Origin of the sequence: Streptomyces sp. NPDC058284 (assembly GCF_042881135.1) — a bacterium.
Lineage (GTDB): Bacteria > Actinomycetota > Actinomycetes > Streptomycetales > Streptomycetaceae > Streptomyces.
This window is the reverse complement of sequence record NZ_JBHVYE010000002.1, coordinates 552,136-575,948: the sequence shown is the minus strand read 5'-3', so window position 1 is coordinate 575,948 and position 23,813 is coordinate 552,136. Positions and strand designations below refer to the sequence as shown.

Here is a 23,813-nt window from a genome sequence, read left to right as displayed (position 1 = left end):
ACGCTCCAGGGGCGCGGGGAACTGCGCGACCGGCCACATCGGACCCGCACCCGCAACACCGCCCAACCGACGGAGGATCCCGCGCCATGGACCTCTGCCTCACCCGAGAGGCCCTCGCATACGCCTGCACGGAGGCAGAAACCGCCTTCGCCCTGCAAGGCCTGGGCGCCCACCCCGTCCACACCCACGGCACGCCCGCGCAGCGAAGCCACTGGCTCCCCCTCGTCCGCACAGGCCGGGCCATCGCCGCCTTCGCCCTCTCGGAGCCCCACGCGGGCTCGGATGCCGCGGCCCTGCGCCTCGCGGCACGACCGGACGGCCCCGACGGCTGGCGCCTCACCGGCGAGAAGTGCTGGATCTCCAACGCCCCCGAGGCCGACTTCTACACCGTCTTCGCCCGTACGACACCCGGCGCCGGCGCCCGCGGCGTCACCGCGTTCCTCGTCCCCGCCGATCGTCCGGGCCTCACCGGCACCGCCTTGGACATGCTCTCCCCGCACCCGATCGGCGCACTCGCCTTCGACGGCGTGCGGGTCGGGCGCGACGACGTGCTCGGCGAGGTGGACCGCGGCTTCCGGGTCGCGATGACCACGCTCAACCGGTTCCGGCCGAGCGTCGGCGCGTTCGCGGTCGGCATGGCGCAGGCCGCCCTGGACGCCACGCTGGCCCACACGGCGGAACGGGCCGCGTTCGGCGGTGCGTTGAAGGACCTCCAGTCCGTGGCCCACCAGGTCGCCGAGATGGCGACGCGCACGGAGGCGGCCCGCCTTATGGTGTACGCGGCGGCCGAGGCGTACGACCGCGAGGGCCCCCAGGGCCCCGGCATCGCCCGGCGCGCGGCGATGGCGAAGCTCATCGCCACGGAGACCGCGCAGTACGTGGTCGACGCGGCGGTCCAGTTGCACGGCGCCCGCGCCCTGCGCCGCGGCCACCTCCTGGAACACCTCTACCGCGAGGTACGCGCACCCCGCATCTACGAGGGAGCGAGCGAGGTCCAGCGCACGGTGATCGCCAAGGAGCTCTACAAGGACCTGGACCTTGCGCCGCACGAAGAGCTGGACATGGCCCCGGACACGAACCCGAGCGACAGGCTCACCCCCACTCCCACGCCACCTCCCGCCGAGGAGCCCTCCGCATGAGCAGCCTGCACCGCGTCAACCCCGCCGAACTCTCCCCGCCCACCGGCTTCTCGCACGCCGTCACCGCCACCGGTTCCCGCCTCGTCTTCCTCGCCGGGCAGACCGCGCTGGACAGCGAGGGCAAGGTCACCGGGGCCACGCTGCCCGAGCAGTTCGAGCGGGCGTTGACCAATCTCCTCACCGCCCTGCGTCACGCGGGCGGCACACCCGCGGATCTCGCCCGCGTCACCGTCTACGCCACGGACGTCGCCGACTACCGTGCCTGCGCCGCGGCACTGGGGCGAATCTGGCGGAGGTTGGCGGGCCGCGACTATCCCGCGATGGCAGTGGTCGGCGCGGTCCGCCTGTGGGACGACGCCGCGCTGGTGGAGCTCGACGGAGTGGCCGTACTCGACTGACCGGCCCGGCGAGGGGTGAGCGCCCGTGCCGCGATGCGGAGTCTCCGCTACCGGGTGAGGCCGGAGGGTCTCGGGGTACTTGGTCACGACCGCGGCCACCGGGGTCGCGGGGAACGGGACGTTCAAACGTTCTGCAGGAGGGTGACCACGTGCGTGCGAGCAAGGTTACGGGCGTCATCACAATGGTGGGACTCACGGCCGCCCTGTTGGCCGGCTGCGGCGACAGCGACGACGACGGAGGCGGCTCCGACAAACCGTTCGCCAAGGACAGCGCCGACCAGATCGCCGCGAAGGCGGTGGCGGCCACCAAGGGCGCCGACTCGATGCGCCTCAAGGGCGACATGAAGCAGGCCGACGGGAAGTCGGTGAGCCTGGACCTCGCGGTCGACCAGGAGAAGAACTGCGAAGGAACCGTCGAGACCGCGGGCGCCAAGGCCGACCTGCGGCACACGAACGGGACGCTGTACGTGCGCGGCAACGACCAGTACTGGAAGGGCGCGCTGAAGAACCGGCCGGGTTCGCAGAAGGTCATGGACAAGATCGCCGACAAGTGGGTCAAGATGCCCGCCGACGACGCCTCCACGTCCGGCATGTGCGACAAGCAGGGCCTGGTCGCGTCGATGGACGAGGACAAGTCCAGCCGCAAGGGCCTGAAGAAGGGTGACACGACGACCGTCGACGGCAAGGAGGCCATCGCGCTGACGAAGAAGGCCTCCGGCGGCGAGACGCACACCATGTATGTGGCCACGGAGGGCAAGCCGTACGTCCTGCGCAGCTCCGTCAAGGGCGGCGACAAGCCCAACGAGGCGACGTTCAGCGACTACAACAAGCCCGTGAGCCCGAAGGCACCGGACAAGGACGAGACGGTGGACCTGAAGGAACTGGCCGCGTCGGGCCGGTGATTGGCGCCGAGAAGTAAAACTCCCGCAAAAAACATATCCTGACGCGACGTCATTTGCACTGTTTGCCGCCCCTGTTGCCGGAGCCGCCGGAAGCAGGGGCGGCTTTCGTGTGCCCGTATGCGGGACGGTGAGCGGCCGTGCGGTGAACCCGCTGTGACGGCGCGGGTGTTCGCGCGTCCGGGATCCAGCCCGCATATACGATACCGCCCAGTATGGGAAGCGGTACTTCAAGTCAAGGTTGGCTTAGTCGGAGCGCATCAGGTAGGTTCACGAAAGATCTTGGCTTTGCCGGGCGGACGACGTCCGGAGGCCATTCCGGTTGCTTATGGGCGGCCGAGCGGCACATAGTGCGCCTATCGGGGGGTGGGGACTTGAGACCTTGCAGACAGACGTCTTCTGACACATCAGCGTGTATCCCTGCGGGCCCGGTGCGTGCAGGTTGAGCAGCTTAACTCCGCGGACCTGCCGCCCTGTTCGGCAGTGCACCGCCATGCTTCCCCGCTTTCCCGGGCGACGCCTCACCACTCTCTTTTCTGTGGTCGGCCGCCGCTCCGCCCCGCGCTGCCTCCATGTGACCGCCACGGTCTGAACACGCAGCCGAATCAGCGAAGTCGGGGTCAAGTCGTCATGCAATTTTCGGGAAGTCGAGGACAACCATGAGCAACCCGTTCGACAACGAGGACGGCAGGTTCTTCGTGCTCACCAACGAAGAGGGCCAGCACTCCCTCTGGCCGGCTTTCGCCGACGTACCGGCAGGCTGGACGGTGGTCTTCGGTGAGGCCGACCGGGCAGCGTGCCTGGAGTACGTCGACACGAACTGGACCGACCTGCGGCCGAGTTCACTCGTCGAGGCGACGGCAAACAGCGGTAAGCACTGAAGGGGAAAGTGGCCCAGTTCATGACGGCACAATCAGAATCCAGCATCGCGGATGTAGTGGGGATCGGTTTCGGCCCCTCCAATCTCGCACTGGCGATCGCTCTCGAAGACATCGCCAAGGCCGGAGCGGTGGCACCGGAATTCACCATGCGGTTCTTCGATCGGCAGCCCCGATTCGGCTGGCACCGCGGCATGTTGATGGAAGACGCGACGATGCAGGTCTCCTTCCTCAAGGACCTGGCGACCATGCGTGACGCGACGAGCCGGTACACGTTCGTCTCCTATCTCCAGGAGAAGGGCAGGGTCGCCGAATTCATCAACAGCAAGACCCTGTACCCGTTGCGTGTCGAGTTCCACGACTACCTGGAATGGGCGGCGCAGCAATTGGGGCCGTACGTGTCGTACGACTCCCGGATCACCGCCGTCCGACCGGTCGTCGAGGACGGCGTGGTGGAGTACGTCGACGTGGTGGCCCGCGCCGGGTCCGGCGGTCAGGAGACCGTCGTCCAGCGCGCACGCAATGTCGTGCTCGGCATGGGGCTGACGCCGCGACTGCCCGCGGGCGTCGAGGAATCCGCGCGCATCTGGCACAGCTCTCAACTGCTGCCCCGGGCGGCCGCTTTCACCGGCACCCCGCGCAATTTCGTCGTCGTGGGCTCCGGCCAGAGCGCCGCCGAGGCCGCCGACTACCTGCACCGCACGTTTTCCGGTGCCGATGTCCACACCGTGCTCTCGCGCTACGGCTACAGCGTCGCCGACGACAGCCCGTACGCGAACGGGATCTTCGACCCGGAAGCGGTCGACCAGTTCTACGCCGCCCCGGCCGACGAGAAGCAGCGGCTCCTCGACTACCACGCGAACACCAACTACTCGGTGGTCGACCTGGAGGTCTCGCAGGACCTGTACCGCAGGAGCTACCAGGAGAAGGTCCTCGGCAAGCAGCGGCTCCACATGCTCAACACCTCGCGCGTGACATCGGTCGAGGAACATGCGGACGGCGTGCGGGTCGTGGTCGAGTCGACGTCCTCCGGGTCGGTGCGGACCATCGACGCGGACGTGATCGTCTACGCCACCGGATACCGGCCGAGCGACCCCGAGCCGCTGCTCCAGGACCTGATACGCGAGTGCAAGCGGGACGAGCAGGGCCGGCTCGGCGTGGAGCGCGACTACCGCGTGATCACCTCCGACGCGGTGCGTTGCGGGATCTACGTCCACGGTGCCAGCACCGAACACTCCCACGGCCTGTCGGCCGGCCTCCTGTCCAACACCGCGGTCCGGTCCGGCGAGATCGCCCAGTCCATCCTCACGAGGTAACCATGTACGTTCCACCGATCTATCGGGCGGAAGACCGGGTGTGGCTTCGCCGCGTCGTCGAGCAGTACCCCCTCGCCACGCTGGTCACCAATGGTCCGCGGGTGCCGTACGCCACGCATCTGCCGGTGATCTTCAGCCCCGACGCCTCCCCGGGCGACGGTGGCCCCGAGGGCGTGACGCTGCTCGGCCACATGAACCGGGCCAACTCCCACTGGGACTCGCTGACCGACGGCGCGGACGCCCAGCTGATCTTCACCGGCCCGCACGGCTACGTCACCCCCGCGGTCTACGGGACGACACCGGCGGCGCCCACCTGGAACTTCGTCTCGGTGCACCTCCAGGGAAAGCTGCGGCCGATCCCCGGTTTCGAGGAGACGCTCGAAGTCGTCCAGCGGACCGTCCTGGCGTACGAGAAGGACTTCGGCGTCGGGTGGGAGATGGACAGCTCACTGGAGTACTTCCGGGGCATCGGCCCGGCCGTGGGGGCTTTCCGTTTCGAGGTGGAGTCGGCCGACGGCATGTTCAAGCTCAGCCAGGAGCAGGAACCGGAGATCCGGAAGCGGGTCGCCGACCACTTCGGCGCGGACGTCACCGGGCGCGGCGGTGAACTCGCCGCCTTCATCCGCGAGTTCGACCACTCCGGTATCGACAGCGCCTGAGGCGACCGACGCACCCCCGCGTGCCCCATCCAGCCCCGAAAGCCCTACGTCCCCCTCGGAGGAGACTGCCCGTGCCCCCCACCGAAGTGATCCCCGCCGCGAACCGCCGCCCCAGGGTGGCGACCCCGCGTCGCCTTCTGATGTGCCGCCCCAGCCATTTCGGCGTCGTCTACTCCATCAACCCGTGGATGAACCCGGAGAAGCCCTGCGACCGTGATCTGGCGCTCGCCCAGTGGGAGCAGCTGTACGAGCTCTACACGTCGCTCGGCCACCGCGTGGACGTGATCGACCCGATACCCGGACTGCCCGACATGGTGTTCGCCGCCAACGGTGCGACGGTGGTGGACGGGAAGGTGCTCGGGGCGCGTTTCCGGCACGCGGAGCGGACGGCCGAGGGGCCCGCCTACCTCTCCTGGTTCCAGGAGCAGGGATTCGACGCGTGCCTGTGGCCGGAGTTCATCAACGAGGGCGAGGGCGACTACCTGGTCGTCGGACGGCGCATTCTGGCGGGCACCGGATTCCGTACCGACCCGCGCTCGCACGCCGAGGCGCAGGAGTTCTTCGGACTCCCGGTGACCGGTCTGACATTGGTCAACCCGCGTCACTACCACCTCGACACCGCCCTTTCGGTGCTGTCCGAAGACGAGATCATGTATTACCCCGACGCCTTCTCGCCCGGCAGCCGTGCGGTTCTCGGGGAAATGTTCCCCGACGCGATCCTGGCGTCACCCGAGGACGCCGCGGTATTCGGTCTCAACGCGTTCAGCGACGGCTACAACGTCATCCTGCCCGAGGCGGCCACCGGTCTCGCGGCCCTGCTCGCGGAGCGCGGCTTCAATCCCATCGGCGTGAACCTCTCCGAACTGCTGAAGGCCGGCGGAAGCGCCAAATGCTGCACTCTGGAACTGCGGTAATGGATTACGACGTCGTCGTGGTGGGCGCGCGCTGCGCGGGTGCGTCGACCGCTCTGCTGCTGGCAAGGCAGGGGCGGCGGGTCCTCCTTGTCGACAAGGCGTCGTTCCCGGCGGACACCATGTCCACGCTCTACATCCACCAGCCGGGCGTCACACGACTCGCGCGATGGGGAGTGCTCGACGATGTCGTGGCCTCCGGCTGCCCGCCTCTGGACACCATCAGCCATGACATCGACGGTCTCCGGCTGACCGCGGCGCTGCCGTCCGTGGACGGAGTGTCCGCCGCGTACGCGCCCAGGCGGTACGTCCTCGACGACCTGCTCGTGCGGGCCGCCGTGTCGGCGGGCGCCGAATTCCTCGACCGGGCGCGGGTGCGGGAACTGATATGGCGCGACGGCCGGGTCGCCGGCGTCCGGATCAAGGTCGGCGACACCACGACGACCGTCTCGGCGGGACTGGTCGTCGGAGCCGACGGCATGCGCTCGACGATCGCCGGTCTGGTCGACGCGCCCGTCCTGCGGTCCGCCCCCCTGGCGAGTTGCGTGTACTACACGTTCTGGCGCGGTCTGCGCACCGGATTCGGATTCCACGAACGAGTGGGCCGCTGGATCGCCCGGATCCCGACCCACGACGACCTCACGATCGTGGCCGCCTACCTGCCGCAGGCCGAATTCCCGGTCGCGCGCCGCGATCCCGGCGAGGCGTACCTGGCTGCGGTCGGATCGACCGCGCCGGAACTGTACGAACAGCTGATGTCCGCCGAACGTGCCGACCGGTGGCGGGGGACGGGGGACCAGCGGAACTACTTCCGCAAGGCCCACGGCCCTGGCTGGGCGCTCGTCGGGGACGCCGCACACCATCTCGACACGATCAGCGCCCGCGGGATCACCAATGCGTTCATTCAGGCCGATCTGATCTCCGATTCCCTCTCCGGGGTGGAGATCGAGGACACGGCTGCCGTCGACGAGACGCTGTCGGGCTTCGAGAAGACGATGGCGGACACGCTTGAGGCTCCGTACCAGAGCACGCTCGAACTGGCGAATCTCCGCCCGACGAAGGCGAGGCTCCGAATGCTGCACGCGGTCGCCGGGTCGCCCGAACTCACCTCTCGCTATTTCGCCCTGGTCTCGGGCGTCATCGGAATGCGCGAATTCATGACCGCCGACGTCGTGGACTTGTTGTAGGTCGCCGTCGACCGCGAATCGACCCGCCCCCGTAGTTCGCCGGCAGTTTTTCCGCTGCCCGCCGGAAGTAAGGTTTGAGCATTGATCCCGTTGTCCTTCGCGCAGCGTCGGTTGTGGTTCATCCACCAGCTGGAAGGGTTGTCGTCGACGTACAACATTCCCCTGGTGCTGCGTCTGACCGGTGGGCTCGACACCCGGGCGCTCGGCGCGGCCGTCGCCGGGGTCGTGGAGCGGCACGAGAGCCTGCGGACGGTGTTCCCGGCCACGGACGGCGTGGCCGAACAGCGCGTGGTGAAGGCGGCGGAGGCCGACTTCGGGTGGGAGGTCGTGGACGCCTCGCAGTGGCCGGCGGGCGCCCTGGACGACGCGGTCGCGCGGACGGCGTGGTACGAGTTCGACCTGGGAGCCGAAATCCCGTTCCGTGCGCGCCTCTTCGCGCTGTCGGACGACGATCACCTGCTGGTGCTCGTCATGCACCACATCGCGTCGGACGGGCTGTCGCTCGCACCGCTTCTGCGGGACATCGAGCTGGCGTACGGCGCGCAGCTCGCCGGCGAGGCTCCCGGCTGGGCGCCGCTGCCCCTGAGCTACAGCGACCACACGCTGCGCCAGCGCGCCGCGCTCGGCGACGAGTCGGACCCCGACAGTGCGCTCAGCCGCCACCTGCGCTACTGGGAGGAGGCGCTCGCCGGCTTCGAAGGGCGGCTGGAGCTGCCCACGGACCGGCCCTACCCGGCGGTGGCCGATCACCGGGGCGACCGCATCGCCGTCGAGTGGCCCGCGTCGTTGCAGGAGCAGGTGCGGCGGGTGGCGCGGGAGAACCGGTCGACCGGCTTCATGGTCGTCTCGGCGGCTCTGGCGCTGCTGCTCTCCGAACTGAGCGGCAGTCCCGACGTCGCCTTCGCGGTCCCGACCACGGGCCGGCGCGACGCCGACCTCGCCGACCTGGTGGGCTTCTTCGCCAACACGCTGGTGCTCCGGGCGGACGTCTCCGCCGACCTGACGTGCCGTCAACTGCTGTCGCAGGTGCGGCGCCGGGTCCTGGACGCGTCGGCGCACCAGGACGCGCCGTTCGACGCCCTGGTCGACCTGGTCAACCCCGCCCGCTCGCAGACGCACCACCCGCTGGTGCAGGTCATGCTCGGCTGGCAGAACAACATCTCCGCGGAGCTGGAGCTGCCGGGTGTACGGGCCGACATCGTGCCCACGACATCCCGCGCGGCCCGCATGGACCTGACGTTCAGCCTGCGCGAGCGGTACACCGAGTCCGGCGATCCCGCGGGCATCGCCGGGGTGGTCGAGTACCGCACCGACGTGTACGACGCCACGACGGTCGAGCTGTTGGTGGCCCGGCTGGAGCGGATCGTCGCCGCCATGGTCGCCGACATGGACAAGCCGGTCCTCGCGATCGACGTGCTCGACGACGGCGAGCGCGCACACCTCGACGCCCTGGGCAACCGGCCGGTCCTCGCGGAGCCCGGCGACAGCGCGTCGATACCCGAGCTCTTCGCGGCCCAGGCGGCGCGGACGCCGCGGGCCACGGCGCTGGTGTTCCAGGGCCGCCCGTGGACGTACCGGCAGCTGGACGAGGCATCGGCGCGCCTTGCGCACCTGCTGGCAGGCCGCGGAGTGGGCGCGTCGGACACCGTCGCCCTCCTGCTCCCGCGCTCCGCCGAGACCGTGGTCGCGATCCTGGCCGTGCTGAAGCTGGGCGCGACCTACGTGCCGGTCGACGTCAAGCACCCCGACGAGCGGGTGGCGTTCATCCTCCGCGACGCGGCTCCGGCAGCCGTCGTGACCACCGCCCGGCTGGCCCACCGGGTCGACGGCTTCGGCCTCGACGTGGTGGACGTCGACGATCCCGGCCTGCCGGCGCAGCCGGTCACACCTCTCCCCCTGCCCGAAGCCGGCCGGATCGCCTACATCATCTACACGTCGGGCACCACCGGTGTGCCCAAGGGCGTCGCGGTCACCCACGCGAACGTCACGCGCCTGTTCACCTCGACGGCCCCGGGGTTCGTGCCGGGCCCCGGCCAGGTGTGGTCGCTCTTCCACTCGTACGCGTTCGACGTGTCGGTGTGGGAGATGTGGGGCGCGCTGCTGCACGGCGGGCGCCTGGTCGTCGTCCCCGAGGACGTGGCCCGGTCCGCCGCCGACTTCCACCGGCTGCTCGTCGAGGAGAAGGTCTGCGTCCTGAGCCAGACGCCGTCGGCGTTCTACGCGTTGCAGGCCGCAGACCTGCGGCAGCGGGACGGGGCCCGGCTCGACGCGCTTGAAGCCGTGGTCTTCGCGGGCGAGGCGCTCGAACCGTCCAAGCTGCGGGCGTGGCTCGACCGGCGGGAGACCTGGCCCCACCTGATCAACATGTACGGCACTACGGAGACGACCGTGCACGCGTCGTTCCGCAGCATCGTCGCCGCCGACCTGGACAGCCACGTGAGCCCCGTGGGCGTACCCCTCGCCGACCTGGCGTTCTTCGTCCTGGACGCGGGCCTGCGCCAGGTGCCGGTGGGCGTGCTCGGCGAGTTGTACGTGGCTGGCCCCGGTGTCGGCCTGGGCTACCTGGGCCGCGCGGGCCTGACGGCGTCGCGGTTCGTGGCGTGTCCGTTCGGCCCCGCGGGCTCCCGGATGTACCGCACGGGCGACGTGGTGCGGTGGAACCGCGAGGGAGAGCTCGAGTACGTCGGGCGCTCCGACGACCAGGTGAAGATCCGTGGCTTCCGGGTGGAGCTCGGTGAGGTCGAGGCCGCCCTCGCGGGCGTCGCCGGAGTGGAGCGGGCCGCGGTGGTGGTGCGGTCCTCCGATGCCGGTCAGCAGTTGGTGGGCTATGTGGTGCCGGCCGACGCCGCGGCGGGCGTGGACGGTGCGGTGGTGCGCGGCGAGGTGGCCGCGCACCTGCCGGAGTACATGGTTCCCGCGGTGGTGATGGTCGTCGGCGATCTGCGCCTGACGGTCAACGGCAAGCTGGACAAGCGGGCCCTGCCGGAGCCGGAGTTCGCCGGTGGGGTGTACCGGGCGCCGTCGTCGCCGGTGGAGGAGATCCTGGCGGGGATCTTCGCGCGGGTGCTTGGCCTGCCGCAGGTGGGGGTGGACGACTCCTTCTTCGACCTCGGCGGGAACTCGCTTTCGGCGATGCGGGTCATCGCCGCGGTGCAGGAGTCCTGCGACTCCGGGATCGGTGTGCGGGCGCTGTGGGAGGCGCCGTCGGTGTCGGGGCTCGCCCGGCTGGTGGGCGGGGTGGGCACCGACACCGGCGCGGCCCGGGTGCCGGTGGAGCGTCCGGAGCGGCTGCCGCTGTCGTTCGCGCAGCGCCGGCTGTGGTTCATCCATCAGCTGGAGGGACCGTCGTCCACGTACAACATTCCGCTGGTCTCGCGCCTGACCGGTGAACTGGACGTCCGGGCGCTCGGCACGGCGCTCGCCGATGTCGTCGCGCGCCACGAGAGCCTGCGGACACTCTTCCCGGCCGTGGACGGGGTGCCGGAGCAGCGTGTCCTCGCCGCGGCGGAGGCGGACTTCGGCTGGGACGTCGTCGACGCCACCGCGTGGACGCGGGACCGGCTCACCGACGCCGTCGGCGCCCGGGGCCGGTACGCCTTCGACCTGGCCGCCGAGATCCCCTTCCGCGCGACGCTCTTCACCGTCTCGCCCACGGAACACCGGCTGGTCCTCGCCATGCACCACATCGCCGTCGACGGGTGGTCACTGGCACCGCTGCTGAGGGACCTCTGGAGCGCGTACGAGGCGCGCACCGCCGCTCACGCACCCGCCTGGCCGCCGCTGCCCGCCCAGTACGCCGACTACACGCTGCGCCAGCACGCGCTGCTGGGTGACGAGGCGGACGCGAGCAGCGTGCTCGGCCGGCAGACGACGTACTGGGAGCGGGCGCTGGAGGGGCTGCCCGGCAGGCTGGAACTCCCCACCGACCGGCCGTATCCGGCCGAGGCCGACCAGCGCGGGGGCCGGATCGCCGTCGAGCTGTCCGCGGACTTCCACGAACTGGTGCAGCGGATCGCCCGGGAACGGGGTGCCACGACGTTCATGGTGATGTCGGCGGCGCTCTCGGTGCTGCTGTCCCGGCTGAGCGGCAGCGCGGACGTGGCGTTCGGTGTGCCGACCGCGGGCCGGGGGTGGACCGAGTTCGACGACGTGGTCGGCTTCTTCGTCAACACGCTGGTGCTGCGCACCCGGGTCTCGGACGAGCAGACTTTCGCCGAGCTGCTCGGGCAGGTACGGGAGCGGAGCGTGGACGCGTTCGCGAACCAGGACGTGCCCTTCGACGCGCTCGTGGAGCGGCTCAACCCGGTCCGCACCCAGGCCCATCACCCGCTGGTGCAGGTGCTGTTCGGCTGGCAGACCGACACGGTCCCCGACATCGCGGTGCCGGGCCTCGACGTGGAGACGGCCTCGGTCGACATCGGCGCCGCCCGCATGGACCTGGCGTTCAGCCTCCGTGAACGGTTCACGGACGGCGGCAGGCCCGGGGGCATCAGCGGCGTCGTCGAGTACCGCACGGACCTCTTCGACGCCGGGACCGTCGAGCGCATGACGGCGCGCTGGGAGCGGCTCCTCACCGCCATGGCGGGCGCCCCGGACCGCCCGCTGGCCTCGCTCGGCGTGCTGGACGAGGCGGAGCAGGCGCACCTGGACGCGGTGGGCAACCGGTCGGCGCTCTCGGAGCGGGCCGCCGCCGTGTCGGTGCCGGAGCTGTTCGCCCGGCAGGTGGCCAAGGCCCCGGACGCCGTGGCGATGGTGTTCCGGGACCGGTCGTGGACGTACCGGGAGCTGGACGAGGCGTCGTCGCGGCTGGCGCGTCTGCTGGCCGGGCGCGGGGTGGCCGCCGGGGACACGGTGGCGCTGCTGCTGCCGCGTTCGGAGCACACCGTCACGTCGGTGCTCGCGGTGCTGAAGCTGGGCGCGGCCTACCTGCCCATCGACGTGAACCACCCGGACGAGCGCGTGGCGTTCGTGATCGAGGACGCCGCGCCGGTGGCCGTGGTCACCACCGGGGAGTTCGCGGACCGGGTCGCCGGGGACCGGCTCACGGTCGTCGACGCGGAGGACCCGGCCCTCGCCAGGCAGTCCGCCGCGGCGCTGCCGTACCCCGACGTGGACCAGGCCGCCTACGTCATCTACACCTCGGGAACGACCGGCACTCCCAAGGGCGTCGCGGTCACCCACCGCGGCATCGCGGACCTGATCGTCACGCACGTCCGGCGGCTGGCCGCGTCCGACGGACCGGGCGCCGCTGCCCCGGCGCCGCACGACCAGGTGTGGACGCTGTTCCATTCCTACGCGTTCGACTTCGCGGTGTGGGAGATGTGCGGTGCGCTCCTGCACGGCGGGCGCCTGGTCGTGGTCCCCGAGGAGGTCGTGTACTCGCCCTTCGACTTCCGTGACCTGCTCGTCGCCGAACAGGTGACGGTACTGACCCAGACGCCGTCCGCCCTGGCCCGCCTGTCGCCGGAGGGGCTGACCTCGATCGCGGTGCTGCTGGTCGGGGGCGAGGCGTGCCCGGCCGAGCTGGTCGAGCGCTGGGCCCCCGGGCGGGCCATGATCAACGCCTACGGCCCGACGGAGTGCACCGTCTACGCGTCGATGAGCGCGCCGCTCGCCCCCGGCGGGCCGGTGCCGATCGGTGCCGCCGGTTCGGGCACCGCGCTGTTCGTGCTGGACGGCGGGTTGCGCCGGGTGCCGGTGGGCGTCGCCGGTGAGCTGTACGTCGCCGGACGCGGTGTCGCGCGCGGCTATGTGCGCAGGCCGGGCCTGACGGCTTCGCGGTTCGTGGCCAATCCGTTCGGGCCCGCGGGTTCGCGGATGTACCGCACCGGTGACCTGGTGCGGTGGAACCACGACGGCGAGCTCGAGTACGTCGGGCGCGCCGATGACCAGGTGAAGATCCGCGGGTACCGGGTCGAGACCGGCGAGATCGAGTCGGTACTGCGCGCGGCCCCCGGCGTGGACCAGGCCGCCGTCGTCGTCCGCGAGGACCGGCCGGGGCACAAGCGGCTGGTGGGCTACGTCGTCCCCGACGCCGGGGGAGCGGGCGAGCTCGACGGTGCCCGGCTGCGCCGCCTGACGGGCGAATGGCTGCCCGAGTACATGGTGCCGACGGCGGTCGTGGTGGTCGACGCACTGCCCATGACGGGCAACGGCAAGCTGGACAAGAGCGCGCTGCCGGAGCCCGGGCACGGGGACGCGGAGGGCTACCGGGCGCCGGTCACCGCGGTCGAGAAGAGTCTGGCGGCCATCTACGCGCGCGTCCTCGGCGTCGAACGCGTCGGTGCCGACGACTCGTTCTTCGATCTCGGCGGCGACAGCATCTCCTCCATGCAGGTGGTGTCCCAGGCCCGGGAGGCCGGCCTGCACTGCAAGCCCCGCGACATCCTGGTCGAGCAGACCGTGGCGCGCGTGGCCCGCGCACTGCGGCTCGCGGCTCCGGACGAAACGCGCCCCGGGCCGGACGACGACACCGGCCCGCTCACGCCGACGCCGATCATCCGGTGGCTGGACTCCCTCGGCGCGCCGACGGACCGGTTCAACCAGACCATGCTGTTCCAGGCGCCGCCCGAGGCCGGGCACCACGACGTGGTCGCCCTCCTCCAGGCACTGCTCGACCGGCACGCGATGCTCCGCCTCCACGTGGCCGACGCCGCAGAGGACGGGCCGGCGAGCCTCACGGTCCCGCCCGCGGGCTCGGTCGCCGCCGCCGACTGCGTCACCGTCGTCGAGGAGTTCACCGACGCCGCGTTCACCGCCGCGCTCGGGCGGCTCGACCCGCGCGGCGGAGCCGTGGTCCACGCCCTGTGGGCCGCCCCCGCCCGCCAACTGCTACTGACCGTTCACCACTTGGCGGTGGACGCCGTCTCCTGGGGCATCATCCAGCGGGACCTCGCGGCGGGCTGGCGGCACCTCACCGAGGGCCGGGACATCGAGCTGGACACCGGCGGCACCTCGTTCCGGCGCTGGGCCGCGACCTTGGCGGACCACGCCACCACCGCGGACGTCACCGACCGGCTCGCGAGCTGGCGGCGCATCGAGTCGGCCGCCGCCCTGCTGCCCACGCCGCGTCCGGACACCGACACCTGGCAGGACGTGGAGCAGCTCTCGGTCTCGGTCGACGCCGCGCTGACGGACGTGCTGGTGACCGAGGCGACCGCGGCCCTGCGCGTCAACGTCCAGGAGCTGCTGCTCATCGCGCTCGGCGCCGCCCTGGCCCAGCAGCACCAGCACTTCGGCTCCCCCTTCCGCATCGACGTGGAGGGCCACGGGCGCCGCGACGAGCTCGGCACGGGGACCGACCTGACCGGCACCGTCGGCTGGTTCACCGCGAAGTACCCGGTCGCGCTGACCGCGGCGCCCCTTGACCGGGAGACGGTCCTGGCCGGGGGCCCCGCCCTCGGCGCATGGCTCATGGACGCCAAGGAACAGCTGCGCGCCGTCCCGGACGGGATCACCTACGGCCTGCTCAAGTACCTCAACGACGGTGCGGACCTGCCCGGCGCCGACCCCGCGGTCGGCTTCAACTACCTCGGCCGCCGCGGCCTGCCGCCCACGGGCGAGAGCCCCGGCGACTGGCGGATCCTCGGGCCGCTCGAATCGCCCGACGCCCGGCGCTTCGGTTCCAGGACGATGCTCCTTGCGCACACGGTCGACATCAACGCGGCCGTGCTCGGCAACGGCGCGCGGTCGGAACTCCACGCCACCTGGAGCTGGGCCGGCACCCGGGTCGACCGCTCCTACATCACCGAGCTGCACGCGCGCTGGCACGACGTCCTCGCCGGAATCGCCGCGTACGTGCGCAGCGGCGGCGGCGCACTCACGCCCTCCGACGTCCTGCCCGCGGCCGTCACCCAGCAGCAGCTGGCCCGGCTCGCCCAGGTCGTGGAGCCCGCTGACATCCTCCCGCTGACCCCGCTCCAGACCGGTCTGCTCTTCCACCGCCGCTCCGACGGCGCCGAGCCCACCGAGCTGTACACCGTGCAGCTGGGCATCGAGATCACCGGCGCGCTGGACGTGGCGCGGCTGCGCGAGGCCGTGGACACCGTGGTCGCGCGCCACCCCAACCTGGCGGCCCGGTTCGTCTCCGAGCGGCTCACCGAGCCGGTACAGATCATCCCGAAGCGGCCGGACGTGCCGTGGACCGTGCTCGCCGACAGCGACAACGGCAGCGACAACGGCAGCGACAACGGCAATGGCAGCGGCAGCGGCAACAGCGACGGCGGCGACCAACAAGCGCTGCTCGACGCGGAACTCGCCGCCTGCAGCAACCTCACACAAGAGTCACCGCTGCGCTTCCTGATCCGCGAGACGGGACCCGACCGCCACGAACTGGTGCTCTCCGTGCACCACATCGTGGTGGACGGCTGGTCGATCCAGATCCTGCTCCGCGAGATCTTCGCGTGCTACCGGCGCGAGTCCCTGGCGCCCGCCCCCGCCTTCCGCGGCTACGTCGAGTGGCTGTCCGCACAGGACGCGAGCGCGGCGCGGGAGCACTGGCGGCAACTCCTCGCCGGCCTCGAAACCCCCACCCTCGTCGACCCGGTCAACCGCTCGGGCCCGGCCGCGCGGGCGGTGCTGCGCGCCGACCTCCCGGCCGACGTCACCCGCGCCGTGGAGCGCCTCGCCCGCGCGCGGAACACGACCGTGAACATCGTGCTGCAGGCGGCCTGGGCGCGCCTGCTCGGCGCGCTCACCGGCGGCCAGGACATCGTCTTCGGCACCACCGTCTCGGGCCGCCCGGCGGACCTGCCCGGCAGCGAGTCGGCCGTGGGCATGTTCATCAACACGGTCCCGGTACGCGCCCGGACGACCACCGCGACGACCGCCGCCGAGCTGATCGGCACGTTGCGCGACGCCTACCACAACGGCCTCGACCACCAGTTCATGGCGCTGTCCGACATCCAGCGCGCCGCGGGCCACCAGCAGCTCTTCGACACGGTCTTCGTGTACGAGAACTACCCGCTGAAGGCGTCGGGCGGGCAGCTCGACAGCGACGAGCTGGGCATCCGGATCACCTCGAGCCGCGAGTTCACGCACTATCCGATCGCCTTGCAGGCCTGGCCCGGACGGCGGTTGAGGCTCCGCCTGGAGTACCGCACCGACGTCGTCGACGAGCGGGCTGCCGAACGGATCCTGTCCCGGCTCGAGACGCTGGTCACCGCCATGGCCGCCGACGCCGACCGCCCGCTGGCGACGATCGACGTCCTGGACGACGACGAGCGGGCCCGGCTGGACGTACTGGGGAACCGGCGGGCACTGTCGGAGCGGGCCGCCGCGGTGTCGGTGCCCGCCCTCTTCGCCGAGCAGGTGCGGCAGCGGCCGGACGACGTGGCGCTGGTGTTCGAGGGCCGGTCGTGGACGTACCGGGAACTGGACGAGGCGTCGACGGGTCTTGCGCACCTGCTGGCCGGTCGCGGCGTGCGCGCCGGTGACGTCGTCGCGCTGCTGCTGCCGCGCTCGGAGCACACCGTGACGGCCGTCCTCGCGGTACTGAAGCTGGGCGCCGCCTACCTGCCCATCGATGTGAACACCCCCGACGAACGCCTTGCGTTCGTCCTCCGGGACGCCCGGCCGACGGCGGCCGTGACGACGGCGACGCTGTCGGAGCGGCTGCGCGGACACGACGTCACGGTGGTGGACGTCGCGGAACCGGCGGACGGTGACCGGTCGGCCAGTGACCGCTCGGACCTTGAGCGCTCGGACCTTGAGCGGTGGGCCGGTGCCCTCCCCGCCCCCGACGCCGACCGCATCGCCTACCTCATCTACACCTCCGGAACCACCGGCACCCCCAAGGGCGTCGCCGTCACCCACGCCAACGTGACGCAGCTGTTCACCGCGTCCACCCGGACGTCGGAGCTCGCGCCCGGACAGGTGTGGTCCCTGTTCCACTCCTATGTGTTCGACGTGTCGGTGTGGGAGATGTGGGGCGCCCTGCTGCACGGCGGCCGATTGGTCGTCGCCTCCGAGGACGCCGTACGCTCCGCCCCCGACTTCCACGACCTGCTCGTGAAGGAGCGCGTCACGGTCCTGACCCAGACGCCCTCCGCGCTGGGCAGGCTGTCGCCCCAGGGCCTCGACACGGTGCGGACGATCTTCGTGGGCGGCGAGGCGTGCCCGGCCGATCTGGTCGACCGCTGGGCCCCCGGCCGTCACATGGTCAACGCCTACGGCCCGACCGAGGGCACCGTCTACGCCGCGATGAGCGCACCCATGCGGCCCGGCAACGGCGCCCCCATCGGTTCCCCGGTACCGGGTGACGCGCTGTTCGTCCTCGACGCGGGGCTGCGCCGGGTGCCGGTGGGCGTCGTCGGCGAGCTGTACATCGCCGGGCGGGGCGTGGCCCGCGGCTACGTGCGCCGTCCCGGCCTGACGGCGTCGCGGTTCGTGGCGTGCCCGTTCGGTCCCGCGGGTTCGCGGATGTACCGCACCGGTGACCTGGTGCGCTGGAACGCCGACGGCGAGCTGGAGTACCTCGGGCGCTCGGACGACCAGGTCAAGATCCGCGGCTTCCGGGTCGAGCTCGGCGAGATCGAGGCCGCCCTCGCCGCCGTGGCCGGGGTGGAGCACGCCGTGGTGGTGGCGCGGGAGACCGACGCGGGCAAGCAGGTGGTGGGCTATGTCGTGCCCGACGGCACCACCGCGGGCGTGGACGGCGCGACGGTGCGGGCCGAGGTGGCCGCGCGGCTGCCGGAGTACATGGTGCCGGCCGTCGTGGTGGTGATTGACGAGCTGCCGCTCACCGTCAACGGCAAGCTGGATAAGCGCGCCCTGCCCGATCCCGAGTTCTCCGGCGGCGCGCACCGGGCACCCACCTCGCCGGTCGAGGAGATCCTCTGCGGCATCTTCGCGCGGGTCCTCGACCTGCCGCGGGTCGGCGTGGACGACTCCTTCTTCGACCTGGGCGGCAACTCGCTCTCCGCGATGCGGGTCGTGGCGGCCGTACGGGAGTCCTTCGACCGCGAGATCGGCGTGCGCGCGCTGCTGGACGCGTCGTCGGTGGCGGGCCTCGCCCGATTGGTGGGCGAGGCGTCGGGCAGCGGCCGGGCCTGGGAACCGGTCGTGCGCCCGGAGCGGCTGCCGCTGTCGTTCGCGCAGCGCCGACTGTGGTTCATCCACCAGCTTGAGGGGCTGTCGGCGACCTACAACATCCCGCTGGTGCTGCGGCTCACCGGCTCGCTCGACGCCGGGGCGCTGGCCGCGGCGGTCGCCGACGTCGTGGCCAGGCACGAGAGTCTGCGCACGGTGTTCCCGGCCGTGGACGGCGTGCCCGAGCAGCGCGTCCTCGACGTGTCCCGGGCGGACTTCGCCTGTGCCGTCAGCGATGCCACGGCCTGGACCGGGGAGCGGCTGGACGACGAGGTCGGCACGGTCACCCGCCACGCCTTCGACCTGGCCGCCGAGATCCCGTTCCGCGCCCGGCTCTTCAAGGTCTCCGCCACGGAACACCGCCTCGCCCTGGTGGTGCACCACATCGCGGGCGACGGATCGTCCCTCGCGCCGCTGGTCCGTGACCTGCTCACCGCGTACCGGGCCCGGAGCGCGGGGGCGGCGCCCGCCTGGGAACCGCTGCCCGTCCAGTACGCCGACTTCACGCTGTGGCAGCACCGGCTCCTCGGCGACGAAGCCGACCCCGACACCCGTCTCGGCCGCCAGACGGCCTTCTGGGAGCGGGAACTCGCCGGGTTCGAGGGCCTCCTGGAGCTGCCGACCGACCGGCCCTACCCGGCGGTCGCCGACCACCGGGGCGGTCAGGTCGTCGTCGAGTGGCCCGCGGAACTGCAGGAACTGCTCACGCGCACGGCGCGGGAGCACAACGCGACGACGTTCATGGTGATGTCGGCGGCGCTCTCGGTGCTGCTGTCCCGGCTGAGCGGCAGCGCGGACGTGGCGTTCGGCGTGCCGACGGCGGGCCGTGGGCGGACCGAGTTCGACGACATGGTCGGCTTCTTCGTCAACACCCTGGTGCTGCGCACCCAGGTCTCGGGCGGGATGAGCTTCGCCGACCTGCTCGGGCAGGTGCGGGAACGGAGCCTGGACGCCTTCGCCAACCAGGACGTGCCCTTCGACGCGCTGGTGGACCGCCTCAACCCGGTCCGCACCCAGGCCCACCACCCGCTGATCCAGGCGCTGTTCGCCTGGCAGAACGTCACCCTGCCCGACCTGTCCCTGCCCGGCCTCGACATCTCCCCGCTGCGCGCCGACACACTGACCGCCCGCATGGACCTGACCTTCAGCCTCCGTGAGCGGCTCGACGGCTCCGGCCGCCCCGCGGGCATCGGCGGCGTGGTCGAGTACCGCACCGACGTCTACGACGCGGCGACTGTCGAACGCCTCGTGGCCCGCTGGCAGCGGCTGCTCATGACGCTGCTCGCCGACACGGACCGCCCGGTCCTCTCGGTCGACCTCCTGGACGAGCGGGAGCTGGCGCGGCTCGACGTCCTGGGCCAGCGGTCGGTGCTTGACGAACCGGCCACCGATCCCTCGATTCCCGGGCTCTTCGCCGAGCAGGTGCGCAGGCGGCCCGGTGACGTGGCGCTGGTGTTCGAGGACAGGTCGTGGACGTACCGGGAACTGGACGAGGCGTCGACGAGGCTGGCGCACCTGCTGGCCGGTCGCGGCGTGCGGACCGGCGACGCCGTCGCGCTGCTGCTGCCACGCTCGGAACAGACGGTGACGGCGATCCTGGCGCTCCTGAAGCTGGGCGCCACGTACGTGCCGATCGACGTCAAACACCCCGACGAACGCGTCCGGTTCGTGCTCGGCGACGCCTCGCCGTCCGCGGTCCTGACCACGGCCCGCCTCGCCCACCGCGTCGAGGCGTGCGGTGTCCCGGTCGTGGACGTCGAGGACCCCGCGAGGGACGCGCAGCCGACCGAGGCGCTGCCGCTGCCGGACCCCGGGCTGCTCGCCTACATCACCTACACCTCCGGAACGACCGGCGTCCCCAAGGGCGTCGGCATCACCCAGGCCAACGTCACCCAGATGTACGCCCCCTCGGAGCGGGCCTACAAACCCGCGCCGGACGAGGTGTGGACACTGTTCCACTCCTACGTCTTCGACGTGTCGGTGTGGGAGATGTGGGGCGCCCTGCTGCACGGCGGCCGGCTGGTCGTCGTCCCCGAGCGGGCCGTGCACTCCGCCGACGACTTCCACCGGCTGCTCGTCGACGAGCGGGTCACCACGGTCAACCAGACCCCGTCCGCGCTCGAGATGCTCTCGCCCGAGGGCCTCGACCGGGTGCGCACCGTCTTCGTGGGCGGCGAGGCGTGCTCGGCCTCGCTGGTCGAGCGCTGGGCCCCCGGCCGGTCCATGATCAACGGCTACGGGGAGACGGAGACGTTCTACGCCTCCATGAGCGGACCCATGAAGCCGGGCACGGGAGCGGCCCCGATCGGTACGCCGGTACCGGGCGACGCGCTGTTCGTGCTCGACGCCGGGCTGCGGCGGACACCGGTCGGAGCCGTCGGCGAGCTGTACGTGGCGGGCCGCAGCGTCGGCCGCGGCTATGTCGGCCGTCCCGGTCTGACGGCGTCGCGGTTCGTGGCGTGCCCGTTCGGTCCGGCGGGTTCGCGGATGTACCGCACCGGTGACCTGGTGCGCTGGAACGCCGACGGCGAGCTGGAGTTCGTCGGGCGCTCGGACGACCAGGTCAAGATCCGGGGCTTCCGGGTGGAGCTGGGTGAGGTCGAGGCCGCGCTCGCGGCGGTGCCCGGGGTGGAGCGTGCGGTGGTGACCGTGCGCACCACCGACGCGGGCAAGCAACTCGTGGGCTACGTGGTGCCCGCCGGCCCGGCCGCGCGGGTCGACGGCGGCGCGGTGCGCGGCGAGGTCGCCGTGCGGCTGCCCGAGTACATGGTCCCGGCCGCCGTCATGGTCATCGACGAGCTGCCCCTGACCGTCAACGGCAAGCTGGACAAGCGGGCGCTGCCGGAGCCTGAATTCACCGGAGGCGTCTTCCGGGCGCCGTCGTCGCCGGTGGAGGAGATCCTCGCGGACGTCTTCGCCCGGGTCCTCGAGTTGCCGCGGGTCGGCGTCGACGACTCCTTCTTCGACCTGGGTGGCAACTCGCTGTCCGCGATGCGGGTCGTCGCGGCCGTACGGGAGTCCTTCGACTCCGAGATCGGCGTGCGGGCCCTCATGGAAGCGCCGACGGTACGGGGCCTCAGCAGGCAGCTCTACAGCTGGTCCACGTCGGACGAGATGCCCCAGGTCGTGAAGTTGCGCCAGGGCACGGGCCGCCCGCTGTTCTGCGTCCACCCCGGCGGCGGCGTCAGCTGGGCCTACCGGGCGCTCGGCAGCGCCGTGCGGCGGCCGATCATCGGCATCCAGCAGACCGTCGACGACGGCGGACGCCCGCGCACGGTGCGCGAGATGGCCGAGCAGTACGCCGACCTCGTGCAGTCCGCCCAGCCCGAGGGGCCCTACGACCTGCTCGGCTGGTCCTTCGGCGGTGTCGTCGCGCACCAGTTGGCCACGGTCCTTGAGCGCAGGGGAGCGCGGGTGCGGCGGCTGGTGCTCCTCGACGCGGCCCTGGTGGAATCGGGCACCACCCGCTCACCGGACGAGGAATTCGACGAGACCGATGTGCTGCGGTACTTCGTCTCCAAGAACGCCGACCTGCCCGCGCCGCCCGAAATGGCCTCGCAGGAACAGCTGGTGGAATGGATCGAAAGCCATTCCTCCCTCGGCGCGGCCATTCCGCCGGCCTGGATGATCAGCCACGTCGTGCACAACCTCCGGTACAACACGGAACTCTGGCACGGCCACACTCCGGACGTGTTCGGCGGCGCCGCCGTGGTGTTCCAGGCCGCGGGGGAGGAGCTCGACCCGGGCTACTCACGTGACTGGACGCGCCACGTCGCCGGTCCGGTCACCGAGATCACGGTGGAATGCGAACACAACGACATATTGAGCCCCGACGTGTTGAACACCTATGGCGACCGGCTGCACGCAGAACTGGAAGGCGGCGACGATGACCAAGCCCGGTGAGTTTCCCTACGAGGCCGGAATCCATCCCAAGGGATATACGTCCCGGCCGTGGACGATCAGGCAGTTGGCCGGTCTCGGCGACGGAATGGACACCAACAAGCGGTTCCACTACCTCCTCGACCGCGGCGAGACGGGGCTCTCCCTCGCCTTCGACCTGCCCACGCAGCTGGGTCTCGACCCGGACGACCCGACGGCCGTGGGCGAGGTCGGCCGTGCCGGCGTCTCGGTGGCCACTGTCGACGACCTGGCCGCGGTGTTCGAAGGAATCCCGCTCGACCAGGTGTCGGTCTCGTTCACCATCAACGCGACCGCACCGATGATCCTCGCCCTGTGGATCGTGGCCGCCGAGGAATCGGGCGTCGACCCCGCGCTGCTGCGCGGCACGCTGCAGAACGAGATGCTCAAGGAACACGCCGCCCGCAAGGCGTTCGTGTTCGACCTGGACGACAGCTTCCGCTTCTCCCTGGACGTCATCGAGTACTGCGTACGCCACCTGCCCAAGGTCAACCCCGTGTCGATCTCCGGCGGGCACGCCCGCGAGGCCGGTGCGAGCCGCTCGATGGAGGTGGCGCTCGGCATCGCCGACGCGGAGACGTACCTCCAGGGCATGCTGGAGCGCGGATTCACCGTCGACGAGGTCGCGCCGCGGCTCAGCTTCATCTTCGGCACCCATATGGAGGTCCTCGCCGAGGCGGCGAAGTTCCGGGTGCTGCGCAGGATGTACGCCACCCGCATGGTGGAGATCTTCGGCGCCGCCGAGGAGAAGTCGACCCGCATGCGCATCCAGGTCAACACCTTCGGTTCCGCCCTGGCCGCCAGCGAACCGCTCAACAACATCGCGCGCACCACCGTCCAGGCCATGGCGGCCGTCCTCGGCGGCGTCCAGTCGCTGCACGTGTGCGGCTTCGACGAGGCCGCGCAGACCCCGGGGCAGCTGTCGGCGCGCGTCGCGCTGCGGGTCCAGCAGATCCTCCTGAAGGAGACCGACCTGGCCCGGTACGTCGACCCGCTCGGCGGTTCCGAGGTGATAGCCCGGATCGCCGACGAGATCGAGGCGGAGGCCAAGGGCTGGCTCGACGACATCGAGGCCCGCGGCGGACTGCTGAGCTGCCTGCGCAGCGGCTGGCTGGAGTCGCGCATCGACGACATGGCCTACGCCGGGGGCGGCCCCACGGTCGGTGTCGCCGACGCCGAGGAGTCCGAGGAAGAGGACTGGCTCACCGAGCGGCAGCTGCGCTCCGGTGTCGTCCCCGGGCGCCGCCGCCCCTTCGAGCGCGGGAACTGCGACGCGGAGCTGCGCGCCCTGACCGAGGACGTCGCGGCAGGACGCAACGTCATGGAGTCGATGATCGCGGCGGCGCGGGCGCGGGCCAGCATCGGCCAGCTGCAACGCGCCGTCGCGGCGGGACTCGACACACCGTCGCCGCACGCCTGA

9 protein-coding genes and 1 pseudogene are annotated in these 23,813 nt (G+C 71.4%); all 10 read left to right on the top strand.

Annotated elements, in window-relative coordinates:
* Window positions 1-77: 77 nt before the first annotated feature.
* Window positions 78-1,139 (top strand): annotated as a pseudogene (locus tag ACFVYR_RS05720) (acyl-CoA dehydrogenase family protein); the annotation flags it as partial.
* Window positions 1,136-1,537, top strand: coding sequence for a RidA family protein (locus ACFVYR_RS05715; RefSeq protein ID WP_384257881.1), 402 nt, complete (start codon window positions 1,136-1,138; stop codon window positions 1,535-1,537). The pseudogene ACFVYR_RS05720 and the gene ACFVYR_RS05715, both read left to right, overlap by 4 nt.
* Window positions 1,538-1,686: 149 nt before the next feature.
* Window positions 1,687-2,439 carry a hypothetical protein gene (locus ACFVYR_RS05710; RefSeq protein ID WP_384257880.1) on the top strand — a complete coding sequence of 251 codons (753 nt, stop codon included), beginning with the start codon at window positions 1,687-1,689 and terminating at the stop codon, window positions 2,437-2,439.
* A 656-nt stretch (window positions 2,440-3,095) separates the two neighbouring features.
* On the top strand, window positions 3,096-3,317 hold the full coding sequence (locus ACFVYR_RS05705) for an MbtH family protein (protein WP_384257878.1): 222 nt from the start codon (window positions 3,096-3,098) through the stop codon (window positions 3,315-3,317).
* A gap of 20 nt (window positions 3,318-3,337) precedes the next feature.
* Window positions 3,338-4,630: a lysine N(6)-hydroxylase/L-ornithine N(5)-oxygenase family protein gene (locus ACFVYR_RS05700; RefSeq protein ID WP_384257875.1), complete on the top strand. Its 1,293-nt coding sequence runs from the start codon at window positions 3,338-3,340 to the stop codon at window positions 4,628-4,630.
* Between the two features lie 2 nt (window positions 4,631-4,632).
* Complete coding sequence (locus ACFVYR_RS05695) at window positions 4,633-5,289, top strand: FMN-binding negative transcriptional regulator (RefSeq protein WP_384257873.1); 657 nt, start codon at window positions 4,633-4,635, stop codon at window positions 5,287-5,289.
* Between the two features lie 71 nt (window positions 5,290-5,360).
* Entirely contained in the window at window positions 5,361-6,203 is an 843-nt protein-coding gene (ddaH, locus tag ACFVYR_RS05690; RefSeq protein WP_384257871.1) for a dimethylargininase, read from the top strand.
* On the top strand, window positions 6,203-7,387 hold the full coding sequence (locus ACFVYR_RS05685) for an NAD(P)/FAD-dependent oxidoreductase (protein ID WP_384257868.1): 1,185 nt from the start codon (window positions 6,203-6,205) through the stop codon (window positions 7,385-7,387). Before ddaH ends, ACFVYR_RS05685 begins: the two co-directional genes overlap by 1 nt.
* Before the next feature lie 81 nt (window positions 7,388-7,468).
* Window positions 7,469-22,378 carry an amino acid adenylation domain-containing protein gene (locus ACFVYR_RS05680; RefSeq protein WP_384257866.1) on the top strand — a complete coding sequence of 4,970 codons (14,910 nt, stop codon included), beginning with the start codon at window positions 7,469-7,471 and terminating at the stop codon, window positions 22,376-22,378.
* Window positions 22,362-23,813 carry a methylmalonyl-CoA mutase family protein gene (locus ACFVYR_RS05675; protein WP_384257864.1) on the top strand — a complete coding sequence of 484 codons (1,452 nt, stop codon included), beginning with the start codon at window positions 22,362-22,364 and terminating at the stop codon, window positions 23,811-23,813. Before ACFVYR_RS05680 ends, ACFVYR_RS05675 begins: the two co-directional genes overlap by 17 nt.